This window comes from Bradyrhizobium sp. BRP22, from assembly GCF_020194175.1.
In the GTDB taxonomy this organism is placed as follows: domain Bacteria; phylum Pseudomonadota; class Alphaproteobacteria; order Rhizobiales; family Xanthobacteraceae; genus Bradyrhizobium.
On record NZ_JADYVX010000001.1, the window covers coordinates 156249 to 171244 of the forward strand.

The 14996-nt window shown below is 63.9% G+C and carries 16 protein-coding genes and 1 tRNA gene; 4 read left to right on the forward strand and 13 right to left on the reverse strand.

The genetic code is table 11. From position 1 onward, the window contains the following. Positions 1-4: 4 nt before the first annotated feature. A complete protein-coding gene (truA, locus tag I6F35_RS00670; protein ID WP_225115706.1) occupies positions 5-742 on the forward strand; it encodes a tRNA pseudouridine(38-40) synthase TruA in 738 nt (245 codons plus the stop codon). 179 nt (positions 743-921) lie between these two features. Beyond that, complete coding sequence (locus I6F35_RS00675) at positions 922-1224, forward strand: GIY-YIG nuclease family protein (protein ID WP_225115707.1); 303 nt, start codon at positions 922-924, stop codon at positions 1222-1224. A gap of 158 nt (positions 1225-1382) precedes the next feature. On the opposite strand, the gene dapE is transcribed toward I6F35_RS00675, so the two are convergent. The 10 genes from dapE to rpmH all read right to left on the reverse strand — a co-directional run bounded on the left by dapE (position 1383) and on the right by rpmH (position 10253). Next, on the reverse strand, positions 1383-2537 hold the full coding sequence (dapE, locus tag I6F35_RS00680) for a succinyl-diaminopimelate desuccinylase (protein ID WP_225115708.1): 1155 nt from the start codon (positions 2535-2537) through the stop codon (positions 1383-1385). Between the two features lie 98 nt (positions 2538-2635). Continuing rightward, complete coding sequence (gene dapD, locus I6F35_RS00685; protein ID WP_225115709.1) at positions 2636-3481, reverse strand: 2,3,4,5-tetrahydropyridine-2,6-dicarboxylate N-succinyltransferase; 846 nt, start codon at positions 3479-3481, stop codon at positions 2636-2638. 183 nt (positions 3482-3664) lie between these two features. Next, positions 3665-4357: a pyrimidine 5'-nucleotidase gene (locus tag I6F35_RS00690; protein WP_225115710.1), complete on the reverse strand. Its 693-nt coding sequence runs from the start codon at positions 4355-4357 to the stop codon at positions 3665-3667. A 184-nt stretch (positions 4358-4541) separates the two neighbouring features. Continuing rightward, positions 4542-5531, reverse strand: coding sequence for a DUF1036 domain-containing protein (locus I6F35_RS00695; RefSeq protein ID WP_225115711.1), 990 nt, complete (start codon positions 5529-5531; stop codon positions 4542-4544). Between the two features lie 152 nt (positions 5532-5683). Next, positions 5684-6577 (reverse strand): acetylglutamate kinase, encoded by an 894-nt coding sequence (argB, locus tag I6F35_RS00700; RefSeq protein WP_225115712.1) that lies wholly within the window; start codon positions 6575-6577, stop codon positions 5684-5686. A gap of 78 nt (positions 6578-6655) precedes the next feature. Beyond that, positions 6656-7033, reverse strand: a complete 378-nt coding sequence (locus I6F35_RS00705) for a DUF423 domain-containing protein (RefSeq protein WP_225115713.1) — start codon at positions 7031-7033, stop codon at positions 6656-6658. Beyond that, on the reverse strand, positions 7030-7683 hold the full coding sequence (yihA, locus tag I6F35_RS00710; RefSeq protein ID WP_225115714.1) for a ribosome biogenesis GTP-binding protein YihA/YsxC: 654 nt from the start codon (positions 7681-7683) through the stop codon (positions 7030-7032). The genes I6F35_RS00705 and yihA overlap by 4 nt, the downstream gene beginning before the upstream one ends. 164 nt (positions 7684-7847) lie before the next feature. Beyond that, positions 7848-9692, reverse strand: a complete 1845-nt coding sequence (yidC, locus tag I6F35_RS00715; protein WP_225115715.1) for a membrane protein insertase YidC — start codon at positions 9690-9692, stop codon at positions 7848-7850. 19 nt (positions 9693-9711) lie between these two features. Continuing rightward, entirely contained in the window at positions 9712-10092 is a 381-nt protein-coding gene (gene rnpA, locus I6F35_RS00720; RefSeq protein WP_225115716.1) for a ribonuclease P protein component, read from the reverse strand. A 26-nt stretch (positions 10093-10118) separates the two neighbouring features. After that, positions 10119-10253 (reverse strand): 50S ribosomal protein L34, encoded by a 135-nt coding sequence (gene rpmH / locus I6F35_RS00725; protein WP_008542748.1) that lies wholly within the window; start codon positions 10251-10253, stop codon positions 10119-10121. A 372-nt stretch (positions 10254-10625) separates the two neighbouring features. Between rpmH and I6F35_RS00730 the strand changes: the two genes are divergently transcribed. Together I6F35_RS00730 and I6F35_RS00735 are read left to right on the forward strand one after the other, a co-directional pair. Next, entirely contained in the window at positions 10626-12104 is a 1479-nt protein-coding gene (locus tag I6F35_RS00730; RefSeq protein WP_225115717.1) for a HAMP domain-containing sensor histidine kinase, read from the forward strand. A gap of 192 nt (positions 12105-12296) precedes the next feature. Next, positions 12297-12373: transfer RNA gene (locus tag I6F35_RS00735), tRNA-Arg, on the forward strand. Between the two features lie 129 nt (positions 12374-12502). Here I6F35_RS00735 and I6F35_RS00740 read toward each other — a convergent pair. From I6F35_RS00740 to I6F35_RS00750, 3 genes are all read right to left on the reverse strand, one after another. Further along, entirely contained in the window at positions 12503-13321 is an 819-nt protein-coding gene (locus tag I6F35_RS00740; protein ID WP_225115718.1) for a pentapeptide repeat-containing protein, read from the reverse strand. Between the two features lie 199 nt (positions 13322-13520). Then, positions 13521-13946, reverse strand: coding sequence for an OsmC family protein (locus I6F35_RS00745; RefSeq protein ID WP_225115719.1), 426 nt, complete (start codon positions 13944-13946; stop codon positions 13521-13523). An 84-nt stretch (positions 13947-14030) separates the two neighbouring features. Continuing rightward, a complete protein-coding gene (locus I6F35_RS00750) occupies positions 14031-14807 on the reverse strand; it encodes an alpha/beta hydrolase (protein WP_225116020.1) in 777 nt (258 codons plus the stop codon). Positions 14808-14996 lie beyond the last annotated feature (189 nt).

A 14996-nucleotide genomic window follows, 5' to 3' on the forward strand; every position in this document is an offset into this window, starting at 1 on the left:
GGCCATGCCCCGTTACAAGCTCACCATCGAATATGACGGGACGCCGTTCTCCGGCTGGCAGGTCCAGGACAATGCGCCGACCGTGCAGGGCGCGCTGGAGGCCGCGGTGAAGGCGATGTGCGGCGAGGACGTGCGCGTCCATGGCTCCGGCCGCACCGACGCCGGCGTGCATGCACTCGGACAGGTCGCGCATTGCGACATCGCAAAACCATTTCGGCCGGATCGCCTGCGCGATGGCCTCAACGCTCATCTGCGTCCAAACCCGGTCGCGGTGCTCGCGGCCGAGATCGTGCCTGATGATTTCGAGGCGCGCTTCTCCGCGAAGAAGCGCCATTATCTCTATCGCATCAGGAACACACGTGCGAACCTCGCGCTCGATATCGGCCGCGTCTGGCGCATGCCGCGCCATCTCGATACGGACGCGATGCACGAAGCCGCACAGCGCCTGATCGGCAAGCACGATTTCACGACCTTCCGCGACACCGAATGCCAGGCCAAGTCGCCGGTGAAAACGCTCGACCAGCTCGACGTCACGCGCAATGGCGATGCGGTCAGCATCATCACCTCGGCGCGCTCATTCCTGCACAGCCAGGTGCGCTCGATGGTCGGCTCGCTGGTCTGGGTCGGCGAAGGCCGCTGGACCGCCGACGACCTCGCCGCAGCACTCGCCGCCCGCAACCGCGCCGCCTGCGGCCCGGTGGCGCCGCCCGAGGGACTGTATCTGGTGCGGGTGGAGTATTGAGGGACAACTCTCCCTCGTCATACCCCGCGAAGGCGGGGTATCCAGTAAACGGCGGCGTCTGTTGTTTGACCGAGACGCCGGCGTTTACTGGATCGTCCGCCTTCGCGGACGATGACAGCGAGAGTGCGTGACTGTCAGTTGAGCTTGACCAAATGCAGCGGTCAGCCGAGACTTCCATAATGCCGTCGCGAAACTTCTACGTTTATATTCTTGCAAGCAAAATCGGCGGGACACTCTACATCGGAGTGACAAACGATCTTATCAGGCGTGTCGCCGAACATCGCTTGAAGGTCGTGGAAGGCTTCACCGAGAAATATGATGTCGCACGGTTGGTGTACTTCGAACAGTTCGATGATCCCGAGAATGCAATCAAGCGCGAAAAGCGATTGAAGAAATGGAATCGGACGTGGAAGATACGCCTGATCGAAGAGCACAACCCGAACTGGGACGACCTGTATCCGGGAATTGCCGGCGCTCCGTAGGATTTGCCACACTCTTCCCGTCATACCCCGCGAAGGCGGGGTATCCAGTACTCCGCGGCACCTGTGGTTCGACCGAGATGCCGGCATTTACTGGATCGTCCGCCTTCGCGGACGATGACGGCGGAGTGGGTAGCGATGGCTGAGGAAAGCCCCAGCACTTACCCAAAATACCTGTCCAGCACGCCGCGATAGACTTGCGTCAGTTTTTCCAGATCGGCGACCGGCGCTCGTTCGTTGATCTGGTGCATGGTCTGGCCGACCAGGCCGAACTCGATCACCGGGCAATAGCTGGAGATGAAGCGCGCATCCGAGGTGCCGCCCGAGGTCGAAAGCTCCGGCTTGCGTCCCGTGACCGCCTCGATCGCTGCCACCGCAAGGTCGGTGAACGGGCCCGGCTTGGTCACGAACACGTTCGAGTTCGACGGCTCCCAGACGATGCGGGCGCGGATGCGGTTGCCGCAGGCTTTTACCAGGCGCTCTTCGACCAGGCTACGCAGGCTCTCCTGGGTATGGTTGTCGTTGTAGCGGATGTTGAATTTCGCCCGCGCCTGGCCGGGGATGACGTTGCTTGCGGCATTGCCGACGTCGACAGAGGTGAATTCGAGGTTGGAAGCCTGGAATTGCGCGCTGCCATGATCGAGCGGCTCGTCACTGAGCGCCACGATCAATCGCGAAATATCCGGCACAGGATTGGAAGCGCGGTGCGGATAGGCGACATGGCCCTGCACGCCCTCGACATAGAGCGTGCCGGATTGCGAGCCGCGGCGGCCGACCTTGATGGTGTCGCCGAGCACCTCGACATTGGAAGGCTCGCCGAGCACGCAATGATCGAACTTTTCGCCGCGCTCCGCCGCCCACTTCAACAGCTTGATCGTGCCGTTGACGGAGATGTCCTCCTCGTCGCCCGTGATCAGGAACGAGATCGAGCCTTTGGGCTTGCCGTCATGATCTTTCAGATAGTCCAGCACGGCGGCGACGCTGCAGGCGATGCCGCCCTTCATGTCGACGGCGCCGCGGCCGTAGAGGAAGCCGTCCTTCACCTCGCCGGAGAACGGGCCATGCGTCCAGGCGGACTCATCGCCCGGCGGTACCACGTCGGTATGGCCGGCAAAGGTGATGTGCGGCGCCTGATCCCCGATACGCGCATAGAGATTGTCGATATCGGCGGTGCCGGGCTCGCTGAAGACGACGCGGTGCACCTCGAAGCCGGCAGCTTTCAGGATGTTCTCGAGCACGCCGAGCGCGCCGGCGTCGGCGGGAGTGACGGAAGGGCAGCGGACAAGGTCGCGCGTGATGGAGACGGCATCGGTCATGCCACGGACTTACCACGCCGATGCCGCGGCGGGCCAGCCTTGTGCGCCACGATTTCGTGTTGCCCGTGCGGCGCGGTGCCGCTCGCGTGAGGTCAGCTCTAGTCCCGCAGCAGTTCGTTGATGCTGGTCTTGGCGCGGGTGCGCTCGTCGACGCGTTTGACGATCACGGCGCAAGCGGTGGCCGGTCCCGGCTGGCCGTTCTTCATCGGCTTGGGCGGCAGCGTGCCCGGCACGACGACGGCATATTCCGGCACTTCGCCGACGAAGGTCTCGCCGGTGTCGCGATCGACGATCTTGGTCGACGCCCCCAGGAACACGCCCATCGACAGCACCGCACCCTTGCGCACGATCACGCCTTCGGCGACCTCGCTGCGGGCGCCGATGAAGCAATCGTCCTCGATGATCACGGGCTCGGCCTGCAGCGGCTCCAGCACGCCGCCGATGCCGACGCCGCCAGAGATATGCACGCGCTTGCCGATCTGCGCGCAGGAGCCGACGGTCGACCAGGTGTCGACCATGGTCGCTTCATCGACATAGGCACCGAGATTGACGAATGACGGCATCAGCACGACATTGCGGGCGATGAAGGCGGAGCGGCGCACGATCGCGCCCGGCACCGCGCGAAAGCCGGCGTCGCGAAACCGGTTCTCGCCCCAGCCGTCGAACTTCGACGGCACCTTGTCCCACCACGATGCCTTGCCGGGACCGCCGGGAATCTGGCCCATGTCATTGAGGCGGAACGACAGCAGCACCGCCTTCTTCAGCCATTGGTTCACCTTCCATTTGCCGCTCGTCTCGCGTTCGGCAACGCGCACCTCGCCCTTGTCGAGCAGTTCGAGCGCGTAATCCACGGCCTCGCGCACCTCGCCCGTGGTCGAGGTCGAAATGCCGTCGCGGGTTTCGAACGCGGCGTTGACGATGGACTCGAGGGCAGACAGCGACATCAGGGCGATTCCTTCGGGCGGGGAGGTATTTGGGGCTTTTTCGGGATTCGGGGCAGGAGAGTCAAGGCAAACTCGCTGTCTGTCGTCACCCGCGAAGGCGGGTGACCCAGTAAGCCGCGGCGGATGTAATTGGTCGAGATGCCGGCGATTACTGGATACCCCGCCTTCGCGGGGTATGACGGCTTAAGTTCGCTGAGGCAGCTTCTCCAAAAACCCGGTCAGATCGTCCGTGACATGGTCGACATGCGCTGCGTCGCGGCCCTCGAGCTCCCAGTCCTCGCGCACCACGTCCTGGGTCCCGTCGGGCACCACCAGCACCGTGGTCATGCCGAGCTGATGCGGCACGATCAGGTTGCGCGCGAGGTCTTCGAACATCGCGGCCTTGGTGGGATCGACATCGTGCAGCGCCAGGAAGCGCTGATAGGTCTGCGGCGCCGGTTTCGGTTCGAGCTCGGCAGCGATGATGTCGAACACCGCCTCGAAATGCTCACCGATGCCGAGGCGCGCCAGCACCGCGTCGACATGGTCGGTCGAGCCATTGGTCAGGATCAGCTTGCGGCCGGGTAGCATCGCGATCGCAGCCCCCATCGCAGGGTTCGGCTCCAGCGGCGAGTGATCGATCTGGTGGACATAGGCGAGGTAATCGTCCGCGCGCACGCCGTGCTCGGTCATCATGCCGCGCATGGTGGTGCCATAGCGCAGATAATAGTCCTTCTGGATGCGACGGGCTTCCTCCGCCGTGACGCCCAGCCAGTTGCTCACGAACTCGCCGATCCGCGCATCGACCTGCTGCCACAGATTGACGTGATGCGGATACAGGGTGTTGTCGAGGTCGAACACCCAAGTGTCGATATGGTCGAAGGTGCGGGAAGCCATGATGCCTACTCTCCGTCATGCCCGCCACCGGATCGGCGCGCAGCGCCGCCCGATGCCAGGCTCCGGCGGGCATCCAGTACACGGCGGCCGACGAGGGATACGACAGGCGCTGAGGAATACTGCGTCACCCGCTTTCGCGGGTGACGACGCCTGAATGCGCGGGTGCGGGTCCATGAAATCATCATCACGGCATCGCAAAGCGCAGCGTCTTGCCGCCGCTGGTCATGTCGACCGGCGCAAAGCCGATCGCGGCAAGACCGCGCGTGGCGCAATCGCCCTGCTCGGCGATCTCGAACTTGCTCTCGCGGGTGCAGAACTGCGTCGCGCCGCCCCAGTTGAGCGGCTTGTCCCTGACCCGGATCGTGCGGTTCTCGGCATCGACGGCTTCGGCAAAGGAGAAAATCTGTTTCGGCTGACCGGCGACGTCGGGATGCAGGCATTTGCCGGGATCGATGCGATACCAGCCGCGGCTGGTGACGGACTTGCCGTCGTCGGTCGCCACCGCCGCCATGATCTTGTGCGGCGTGTCGTTGCACCAGGTCAGTCCGGTCGCGGATGGCTTCTGCACGGCATCGATCATGGTGGTGAAGAAATTCGGCGATTGCACGACGTCGCTGGAGAGGCCGCGGCTCTTGAGGAACGCCGCCAGCGCCGATTGTGTCTTCGGCCCGTCGACGCCGTCGATCGGCGCGGCATCGTAGCCGGCGATGACGAGCAGACGCTGGATGCCGGCCAGCCGTGCCTGCTCCTCGTCATATTCCGAGCCTTCGGCAAGATAGGCTATGAGGTTGCCGTCCTCGGTCTGGGTCGGCGCTATCTGCGTGAATTGCGCCGGCGTCTGGCCGCTGCGGCACTGGCGGGCGGCGGCGATGACGAAATTGTCCTGCGCGACACAGAGCGTATCCGTGCCGTTTTGCGGGATCGGCGAGGAGCCGTAGACGCCGAGCGCACGCGCATTCAAGAGCACGCGGTCGGCGGACAGCGCGCCCTGCACCACCACGCGGCAGGCGGCGGGGTCGATGCGGAACCAGCCCCGCGTCGCGGTCGCCGCTTTGTCGTCGATGCCGATCGCGGCCTCGACCACGTAACTCATGCGGTTGCAGAGCTTGAGGTCGGCCAGCGCCGGCTCGGAGGAAAACAAGAACGAGAAAGTGGCGGCCGGTAGCGCCGTCAAGACCCGCGCGAGCACCGAGCGAGGTGTTCTTGCCTTGTCGTGCCGGGACCTGGTCCGCGCTTTCGTTCCCTTCGCACCACCGGCAAACGGGACGTGCATGGCCGGAACAAATCCGGCGCGCACGGCCCTCGCTTGCTCGACCGCTCGTGCCATCACTTATGGATCAGCGTGCCCGTACCCTGATCGGTGAACAACTCCAGCAAGACCGCGTGCTGCGTCTTGCCGTCGATGATGACGACGCCCTGCACACCCTGCTCCAGGGCATAGATGCAGGTCTCGACCTTCGGGATCATGCCGCCGGAAATGGTGCCGTCGGCGATCAGCTTGCGCGCGTCCTTCACCGACAGTTCGGGGATCAGCTTCTTGGACTTGTCGAGCACGCCGGGGACATCGGTGAGCAGCAGCAGGCGCTTGGCCTTCAAGGCGCCCGCGACTGCGCCGGCAAAGGTGTCGGCGTTGATGTTCAGCGTCTGGCCGTTTTTGGAGGTCGCCAGCGGCGCCAGCACCGGAATCAGCTCATAGCCGATGAGCTGGTTGAGCAGCGTGAGGTCGACCTTCTCGGGCTCGCCGACGAAGCCGAGATCGATCGCCTTCTCGATGTTGGAATCGGGATCGATCATGGTGCGCGTCGTCTTCGACGCCTTCACCATGTTGCCGTCCTTGCCGGAGAGGCCCACCGCCTTGCCGCCGGCCTCGTTGATATACCCGACGAGCTGCTTGTTGACGGAGCCGGCCAGCACCATCTCGACGATCTCGATCGTCGCCGCATCGGTGATGCGCAGGCCGGCCGCGAATTCCGACTGGATGCCGAGCCGCTTGAGCATGGTCGCGATCTGCGGGCCGCCACCATGCACGACCACCGGATTGATCGCGGTCTGCTCGAGCAGGACAATGTCGCGTGCAAAAGCCTTCGCGGTCTCCTCCGCGCCCATGGCATGGCCGCCATATTTGATGACGATGGTTTCCTCGTCATATTCCTGCATATGCGGCAGCGCCTCGGACAGGATGCGGGCCTGATCGAGCGGGCTGATCGGTGTGTCGGTCATGGAGCGGGTCTCGCTATTCCCAGAAGGCGGCGTCGGTCGCGGTTCTATCTGATTGGCGGGCAAGGCGCAAAGCGCGTCTCACGCCTTGTCCCGCCGCGGCCATATCGCCGCGACCGCCAGTACCAGCCAGCTCGCGATCAACAGCGTTCCGCCAGTCGGCGCGGCCATCGGAAACAGGCCGTGGCCGGCATATTGGCGCAGGCTGAGATCGCCGGCGAACAATGACGGGCCGATGACAAGCCCGATTGCCGCAACACTCCCGATTGAACGGTTCAGCAGGCCGCGATCAACGAGGGCGATCGCTCCGAGCACGGCACTGGCATGAAACAGCAGCATCGACGACGCCGCCGCAAGCCGCGTCGCGTCGGGAAGATGGGCGGAGCCAGCGGCCAGCATCACGCCACAGGCGCCCATGATGCCGGCCAGGACCAGCAGGATCCGATGCAGGCTGCTCATCCGCGGCGTTCCTCGAGCAGACGTACCATCGCGGCGCGCAGCTCCGGCATGCCGGCGCCGGTGCGCGAAGAGGTCGCCAATACATCCGGAAAGGCGGCCGGGTGTTTCGCCAGCGCCGCCGCGGTCTGTTCGATACGCGTCGTGAGTTCGGAGGCCTTCACCTGATCCGCCTTGGTCAGCACCACCTGGTAGCTGACGGCTGACTTGTCGAGCGTCTTCAGGACGTCGAGATCGACGTCCTTGATGCCGTGGCGGGCGTCGATCAGCACATAGACCCGCGCCAGGGTGGCGCGGCCCTGCAGGAATTTATGGATCAGCGCGGTCCAGGACGCGACCTTGGCCTTGGGCGCGGAGGCATAGCCATAGCCGGGCATGTCGACCAGACGGAAGCCGGCTTTCTCCGGACCTTCGAAGAAGATCAGTTCCTGCGTGCGGCCCGGCGTGTGCGAGGTGCGCGCCAGCGTGCTGCGGCCGGTGAGCGCGTTGATCAGGCTCGACTTGCCGACATTGGAGCGTCCGGCGAAGGCAACCTCTAGCCCCGCCATCGGCGGCAGCGTCTCGATCGACGGCGCAGCCCAGATGAAGTGCCAGTCGCCGGCGAACAGTTTTCGCCCCGCTTCGATCAGCTCCGCATCGGTTTCGGCGGTCATGTGGGAAACCCTGACGGTAGTCCGTCACGACGAGAAGGTGCGCCTATTGCCCCTCATGGTGAGGAGCCGCGCGAGCGGCGTCTCGAACCATGAGGCCCCGGTGCTTGTGGCCATCCTTCGAGACGCGGCCTGAAGGCCGCTCCTCAGGATGAGAGCTCAGGTGGCTACGTTGCCTTCTTCGGCGTGAAGGTGGCCTTGAGGTTGTCGAATAATTCCACCTTCACCCCGTTGCGGTGCATGATGTAGCTCTGCTGCGCCACCGAGAGCAGGTTGTTCCAGGCCCAGTAGATCACGAGGCCCGCCGGGAAGCCGGCCAGCATGAAGGTGAAGATCAACGGCATCCAGTCGAAGATCATCTTCTGCGTCGGATCGGGTGGCGTCGGATTGAGCTTCATCTGCACCCACATCGTGATGCCCATGAAGATGGGCCAGATGCCGAGCCAGAGATAATGGCCGAACACCGGGATCGTGGTGGGGTCAAACGGGATCAGGCCGAACAGGTTGAACAGATTGGTCGGATCCGGCGCCGACAGGTCCTTGATCCAGCCGAAGAACGGTGCATGCCGCATTTCGATGGTGACGAACAGCACCTTGTAGAGCGAGAAGAACACCGGGATCTGCAGCGCGATGGGAAGGCAGCCCGCGATCGGGTTTATCTTCTCCTTCTTGTAGATCTCCATCATCTCCTGCTGCTGCTTCACCCGGTCGTCCGGATAGCGCTCCTTCAGCGCGGCCAGTTGCGGCTGGATCGACTTCATCTTCGCCATGGAGGCGTAGGACTTGTTGGCCAGCGGGAAGAACAACAGCTTCACGATCACCGTCACCAAGAGGATCGAGACGCCGAAATTGCCGAACAGGCGGAAGAACCAGTCGAGCGCCAGGAACATCGGCTTGGTGATGAAATAGAACCAGCCCCAGTCGATCAAGAGATCGAAATGGTTGAGGCCGAGCTCCTTGTTGTAGCCGCCAAAGCCGACCAGCGGGAAATTGATGCCGACTACGCCGGCTTCCTTGGCGCCGGCGAACAGCCGCGTATTGTTGCTGATGGTGCCGCCGGCCGCGAGCGTCTGCGGCTCCTGCAGGTAGTCGGTCTGATAGGTCCTGGTCGTGCCGACGAGGTTGGACGAAAAGCGCGCCTGCAGCTTGGCGGTGGTCTCCGGCAGCAGCGCGGACGCCCAGTATTTGTCTGTGATGCCCAGCCAGCCGTCGGTGACGTTGAAATTCACCGTCTTGGCGTCATCGATCTTCTTGTAGCTGTATTCCTGCAGGCCCTGGTCGCCGAGATAGCCGATCAGGCCCTCATGCAGGATGTAATAGCCGGAGACCTGCGGCGTGCCGTGGCGCGAGATCAGCGCGAAGGGATAGAGCGTCACCGGCGCGCTGCCCGTATTGGTGACTTCATCCTTGATAGTGAAGAGATAGCGATCGTCGATCGCAATCGTCCGGCGGAAGGTCAGGCCCTCGCCGTTGTCATATTTCAGCGTCACCGGGGTCGTCGGCGTCAGCGCGCCGGAACCTTCCTGCTGCCACACCGTGGTCGCATCCGGCATCCGCAACGTGGCGCCGGTCCCGGGCACCCAGCCGAATTCCGCGTAATAGGGCGCCGCCGTCTGCGACGGCGAGAACAGCACGATCGGCGGCGACTTCGGGTCGACCGTCTCGCGGTATTTCTCCAGCGACAAGTCGTCGATCCGCGCGCCCTTCAGCGAGATGCTGCCGGACAATGTGGGTGTGTTGATCTTGACGCGCGCGCTGCCTTCGATGGCGGCTTCACGGCTGACGACCGGCGTGCCGGAGGCGGGCTGCGTGGCCGATGGTGTGGGCGCCGATCCCGGCTGCTGCGGTGCCGTGCCCGGGGTTGCTTGCGGCGTCGGCTTCTGCAACTCGGACTGCACCTGCTGCTGTGCGCGCTGCTTCTCCATCTGCGGCACGTTGTAGAAATATTGCCAGGCGATCAGCACGAGGCCGGACAGAATGACGGCGATGATGGTGTTGCGGTTGTCGGTCATCTCTTCAAGGTCTCGTCATTCAATTCCGGTTGCCGCCGCTCTTTATATTATTGTGGCTGCCGCCGCGTGGGGCCGGTTGCCGGTCGAGGCGGCGGAGCGCCGCGCGCAGGTCGTCGAGCATGGCCGCGAAATCGCGGCTCAGTGCATCCCGGCGGCCGACTAACACATAATCATGGTGTGGTCGCATCGGTATGACGTCGAGCCGCTGCACCAGCGCGCGAAGCCTGCGCCGGATGCGGTTGCGCTCGGTGGCGGTACCGTTCTTCTTGGTGACGGTGAAGCCGACGCGGATCGGGCCGTCATCGTCGCGGGCGCGGCCCTGCAGCACAAAGGCCGGGCTGGTCGCCCGCGCACCATTGGCAACGGCGACGAAGTCCGCCCGCTGCCTTAGCCGATCCATTTAGAATCTCCGGAAGACGCCCGGGCTCAGGCGCTCAGACGCTTGCGGCCACGCGCGCGGCGCGCAGCGAGGACCTTGCGGCCACCGGCCGTGGCGAGACGGGCGCGGAAGCCGTGGCGGCGCTTGCGCACCAGTTTGCTGGGTTGATAAGTCCGCTTCACGGGTCGTTCTCCGCTGAACAGGCAATCTGCCGATGAATTGAGATAGGGTGTCCGGTAATGCTGGCTGGCCCAAAATGGGCCACTCGCGGCCCCAAATGAGCCGCCCCCGGCAAACCGGGCCATCGCGGACAATTGGCGCGGCTTATACGGGAGCGCCTCCATTTCGTCAATGTCGCGCGGTGCGTCAAAAACGGTTGTTCGAAAGGTCGCAATCGGCGAAATAGTCCTGATTCTGTGGGGTTGTTGGATGTGTGGACCGGCTTGAGCCGCGTCCGCGCGGGCTCATGGAACCTGCTTACATTAGCGATCCGTAATTTGACCGGCGATGGTGCACGGCAGCATGCTGAATGTGCGCCATAGAAGGCCTATATCGTGTCAGTGACCGACGATCAGCCGACGACGGAGAAGTCTCGGGCGCAGCCGGCGCACCGGCTTGGGCTGTCCGGCAAGCTTCTGCTGCTCACGATTCCCCTGGTGATGATTGCCGGGATGCTGATCTTTGTGCCCGCGATCGCCAACTTCCGGATCAACCGGCTGAACGACCGGCTGGCTGCGGCGAACACCGCGGCGCTGGTGCTGGACGCCGCGCCGTCTGGCTACGTCCCGGAATCGCTGGCGCGCCAAATCCTGACCAGCATCGGCGCCCGCGCGGTGGCGATCAAGATGGGCCAGCAGCGGCGGCTGCTTGCCAGTGCCGATCTGCCGGCTGCGATCGACCATGACGTCGACATGCGCGAGATTTCGGTGTGGTCGGCGATCGTCGATGCGTTCGAGATGATGCTGGAGCACGGCGACCAGACCATCCGCGTGGTCGGGCCGGCGCCGGGCCAGGCGCAGTTCATCGAGGTCGTGATCGACGAGAAGCCGCTGCGGCAGGCGATGTACCGCTTCTCGCGCAACGTCCTGATCGTTGCACTCTTGATCGCCGGCTTCACCGCCGGCCTGGTCTATCTCGCCCTCCACTATCTGTTCGTGCGTCCGATGCGGCGGCTGACCGCGAGCCTGATCGGTTTCCATGAGAACCCCGAAAGTTCGGCGCGAATCATCGTGCCGAGCCAGCGCGGCGACGAGATCGGCGTCGCCGAGCGCGAGCTCTCCGACATGCAGCGCGACCTGGTCTCGATGCTGCATCAGAAGAGCCGGCTCGCCGCGCTGGGACTGGCCGTTTCCAAGATCAACCACGATCTGCGCAACCTGCTCGCTTCCTCGCAACTGCTGTCCGATCAGCTCGCAAGCGTCCCCGATCCAAGGGTGCAGCGCTTCGCGCCGAAATTGCTGCGCTCGCTCGAACGCGCCATCGCCTTCTGCCAGTCGACCCTGTCATATGGCCGCGCCCAGGAGGCCGCGCCCGACCGCCGGATGATCCTGGTCGAGCCTGTCGTTGCCGAGGTGCGCGAATCGGCAGGGCTTGCGTCGGATGCCTCCATCACCTGGATCAGCGCGATCGAGCGCGGGCTTGCGATCGACGCCGATCCGGACCAGCTGTTTCGCGTACTGCTCAACCTGGTGCGCAACGCCGCGCAGGCGCTGGAGAGCCGTCCGGCGAGCGATGGCGGCGCGCAGCAGATCCGGATCACCGGTCGCCGCGAGGGGACGGTTGCGATCATCGAGGTCTCCGACACCGGCCCCGGCGTTCCCCAGAAGACTCGCGATCACCTGTTCGAGGCGTTCCAGAGTTCCGGCCGACCCGGTGGCAGCGGGCTTGGCCTTGCGATCGCCGCCGAGCTGATCCGCGCCCATGACGGCGAGATCAACCTCGTCGAGGGCACCATCGGCGCCACCTTCCGCATCGCTATTCCCGACCGGCCCGTGGAACTCCAGATCGTCCGCACCGAGCGCGCACGGGCATGAGGCGCCCTGGAACAAGCGGAAATCCCGGACTTTGACCGCCCCAGGGCGCACTTTCCGCCCCCAAATCAACCCCGAGAACCCCATCCCAGACCTTGCCAACGGGACCGGGAGCCTGTAGCTAGAGCGCTCTTTCGCTGGTGCTTCCGAGCCCTCTCGGACAGACCCGGGCCCTCAAGCCCCTCACGCGAAAACGCGCCCGTAGCTCAGCTGGATAGAGCATCAGACTACGAATCTGAGGGTCGGACGTTCGAATCGTTCCGGGCGCGCCATTCGGTCTCGGCCAGCCAGTTCAAACCGTTGTTCTTTATGTGAGGGCTGTTGGCACCACCGCATTGGCGCCGGTACGCAGATCGCTTCAGTTGTTGGCTGAAATGCCGGGTTTCGGATCGCTGCGATCACTAAGGCAGGCGCCGCGCCAGGTTCAAGTTTCTGGCCTTGTCCAGATTGCGGGCCTTTTCCAGCGCGGCTGGGCTCGGCAAGAGGGCCGACGCGAGGTCCGTCTCGGTGAAATCGGCGCCTGCGAGATTGGTGTTGGACAAGTCGGCTCCCGAAAGGTCGGCACGGCTAAGATTGCAATTCGCCAGATTGGCGTTCTGCAGCTGCGCGAATTGGAGATCGGCGCGCGCGAGATTGGCGCCGTTCAGATCGGCATTCCTGAGATCGGCGGATTTGAGCACGCCACGCATCAGGCCCATCGATTGGTTGCGCATATCAGCGCTCAAATCGGCGCCGGCAAGCTTGGCCCCGATCAAGCTGGCACCAGAAAGATCCGCGGTTATGCGAGCGCTGTTCAAATCGGCGCCGCCAAGGTTGGCGCGCTGCATCTGCGTGCCGAGGAGTGATGCCTTTACGAGAGACGCCCCGGTCAGATCCGCGTCGATCAGCCAAGCCTGGTTGAGGATGGCACGATCGAAGCGTGCGCCTTTCAGGCTAGTCCGGTTGAGCTTGACGAGGCGGAGATTGCTGCCGGAGAAATCGAGCCCCGAGAGATCGAGGTGCGACAGCCGCTTTCCTTGCAAATCCGCAGAGCTCTGGTCCGCGGCGTCTTGAGGCGCCGCCTTGAGCAGCGTCTCGACCTCGGCCCGCGTCATCTCGGATGTCGACATTTCGGAGCTGTTGAGGTCGACGCTGCGCAGCATGTCCTGCGACACGGCGTCAATGGGATCAACCAACAGCGCCGTCATCGATACAAGCGCAAACGCGAGACGAAACAGCATCGCTGTCTCTCCGCTTTCCAGTAACCCGGCATTGTCTCTTGCATTTTTGGGGTTGGTCGCACCGTCACGTTAGCCGGCTGAGGTGCGCCTCCGGGCTAGGCGAGAGTATGAAACCGGATTGCGGTCCTCGCAATGCCCGTGATCGCCCCTGTCCGAGGAAAAGCTGCTCGCGAAGTCGTTGCGCCCCTTTTATGCAGCCTCACGAAGTGAGCGTGGCGCTGAAATGAACCTCGACCTTCATCAGTTTGGAAACGGGGCAGCCGGCCTTTGCGCTCTCGGCGATCCTCTGGAACGTGTCGTGGTCGATGCCCGGTATCTTCGCTGTGGTGGTGAGATGCACCGAGGTGATCGAAAAGCCGTCCCCGTCCTTCTCGATGGTGACTTCTGACTTGCTGTCGACCTGCTCCGGTACGAAATTCGCCATACCGAGCTGCCTGACGAATGACATGGTGAAGCATGCGGCATGCGCCGCCCCTAACAGCTCCTCGGGATTGGTGCCCGGTTTCTCGCCGTAGCGGCTGAAGAAGGTGTAGGGATGGTTCTCCAGCGCGTGGCTCTCGGTCGAGACCGAACCCTTGCCCTCACGCAGGCTGCCGTTCCAGGCGGCGGATCCGAAACGTTTCATCGTTCTCTATCCTCTCGTGTTGTGCATGCCGCCACTATGAGGGCGGCAGCGCCGTCCGTGCGGCCGTGCAAACGGCGTTCACCCTCACGGGCGTTGGCCTGCAGCCTCCAGGATCAATTGCGTGATTGCATCAGGTTGAGAGATCAGCGACAGGTGACTCGCTTTGACTTCAATGGTCTTGGCTCCCATGCGCTTGGCCATGAATCGCTCGAGGTCCGGATTGATCGTGCGGTCCTCGGTCGAGACCGCGTAATAGCTCGGCTTTGATCGCCAGGCCGCGTTCGTGGTCTTGCCGGCGAGCAGCGCCTTGTGAAACGGCTGCTGGACCGCATAGAGCACCTTGGCCTTCGCCGCCGGCAGGTCGCCCGCGAAGTCACGCAGGAAAGCCTCCTCGGAAAGCCGTCCCTCATCGCCGTCGAACAGGATGCCGGCCGTCGCCGGCGGGGTCGGATAGGTCTTTGCGAGCGCCGTGTAGTCCTCGCCGGCATCCGGCGCGCGCGCCGCGACATAGACGAGCGCCGAGACGTTCGGATGCACGCCGGCTTCGGTGACGATCATGCCGGAGAAGGAATGGCCGACCAGAACCGTCGGGCCGTCTTGCCGAGCCAGCACGCGCTCGGCTGACGCGACCGCTTCGGGCAATGTGGTCAGCGGATTTTGCACAGAGGTCGCATTGAGGCCGGCCTTCTGCAATCGCGCGATCACTTCGGACCAGCACGAGCCATCGGCGAACAGCCCGTGCACGAGCACGACGTTGCGTGCCTTCGGCGGCGTTGCGTTTGCGGCCATGCCGCGACTGGAGATCAGCGAGGCTGCTGCGCCGGCAAGCAGAGCGGTCGAAAAAACTCGTCGGTTCATCATGGTGGTGTCGCTTCCTTTGATCACGAAAGGGATCATCTTGATGGCGCAGAATGGCTGCGCGGTCTCAAGCAGATCCCTGCATCGGCGCCTCGATGTCGGGTGAACGCTCATCGGTGATGCCGCGCACGAAGGCCTCGTGGCTGTCTGCCTTAGTGGTCGTGAAGATAGTCGACCATGATGCCGAAAGAT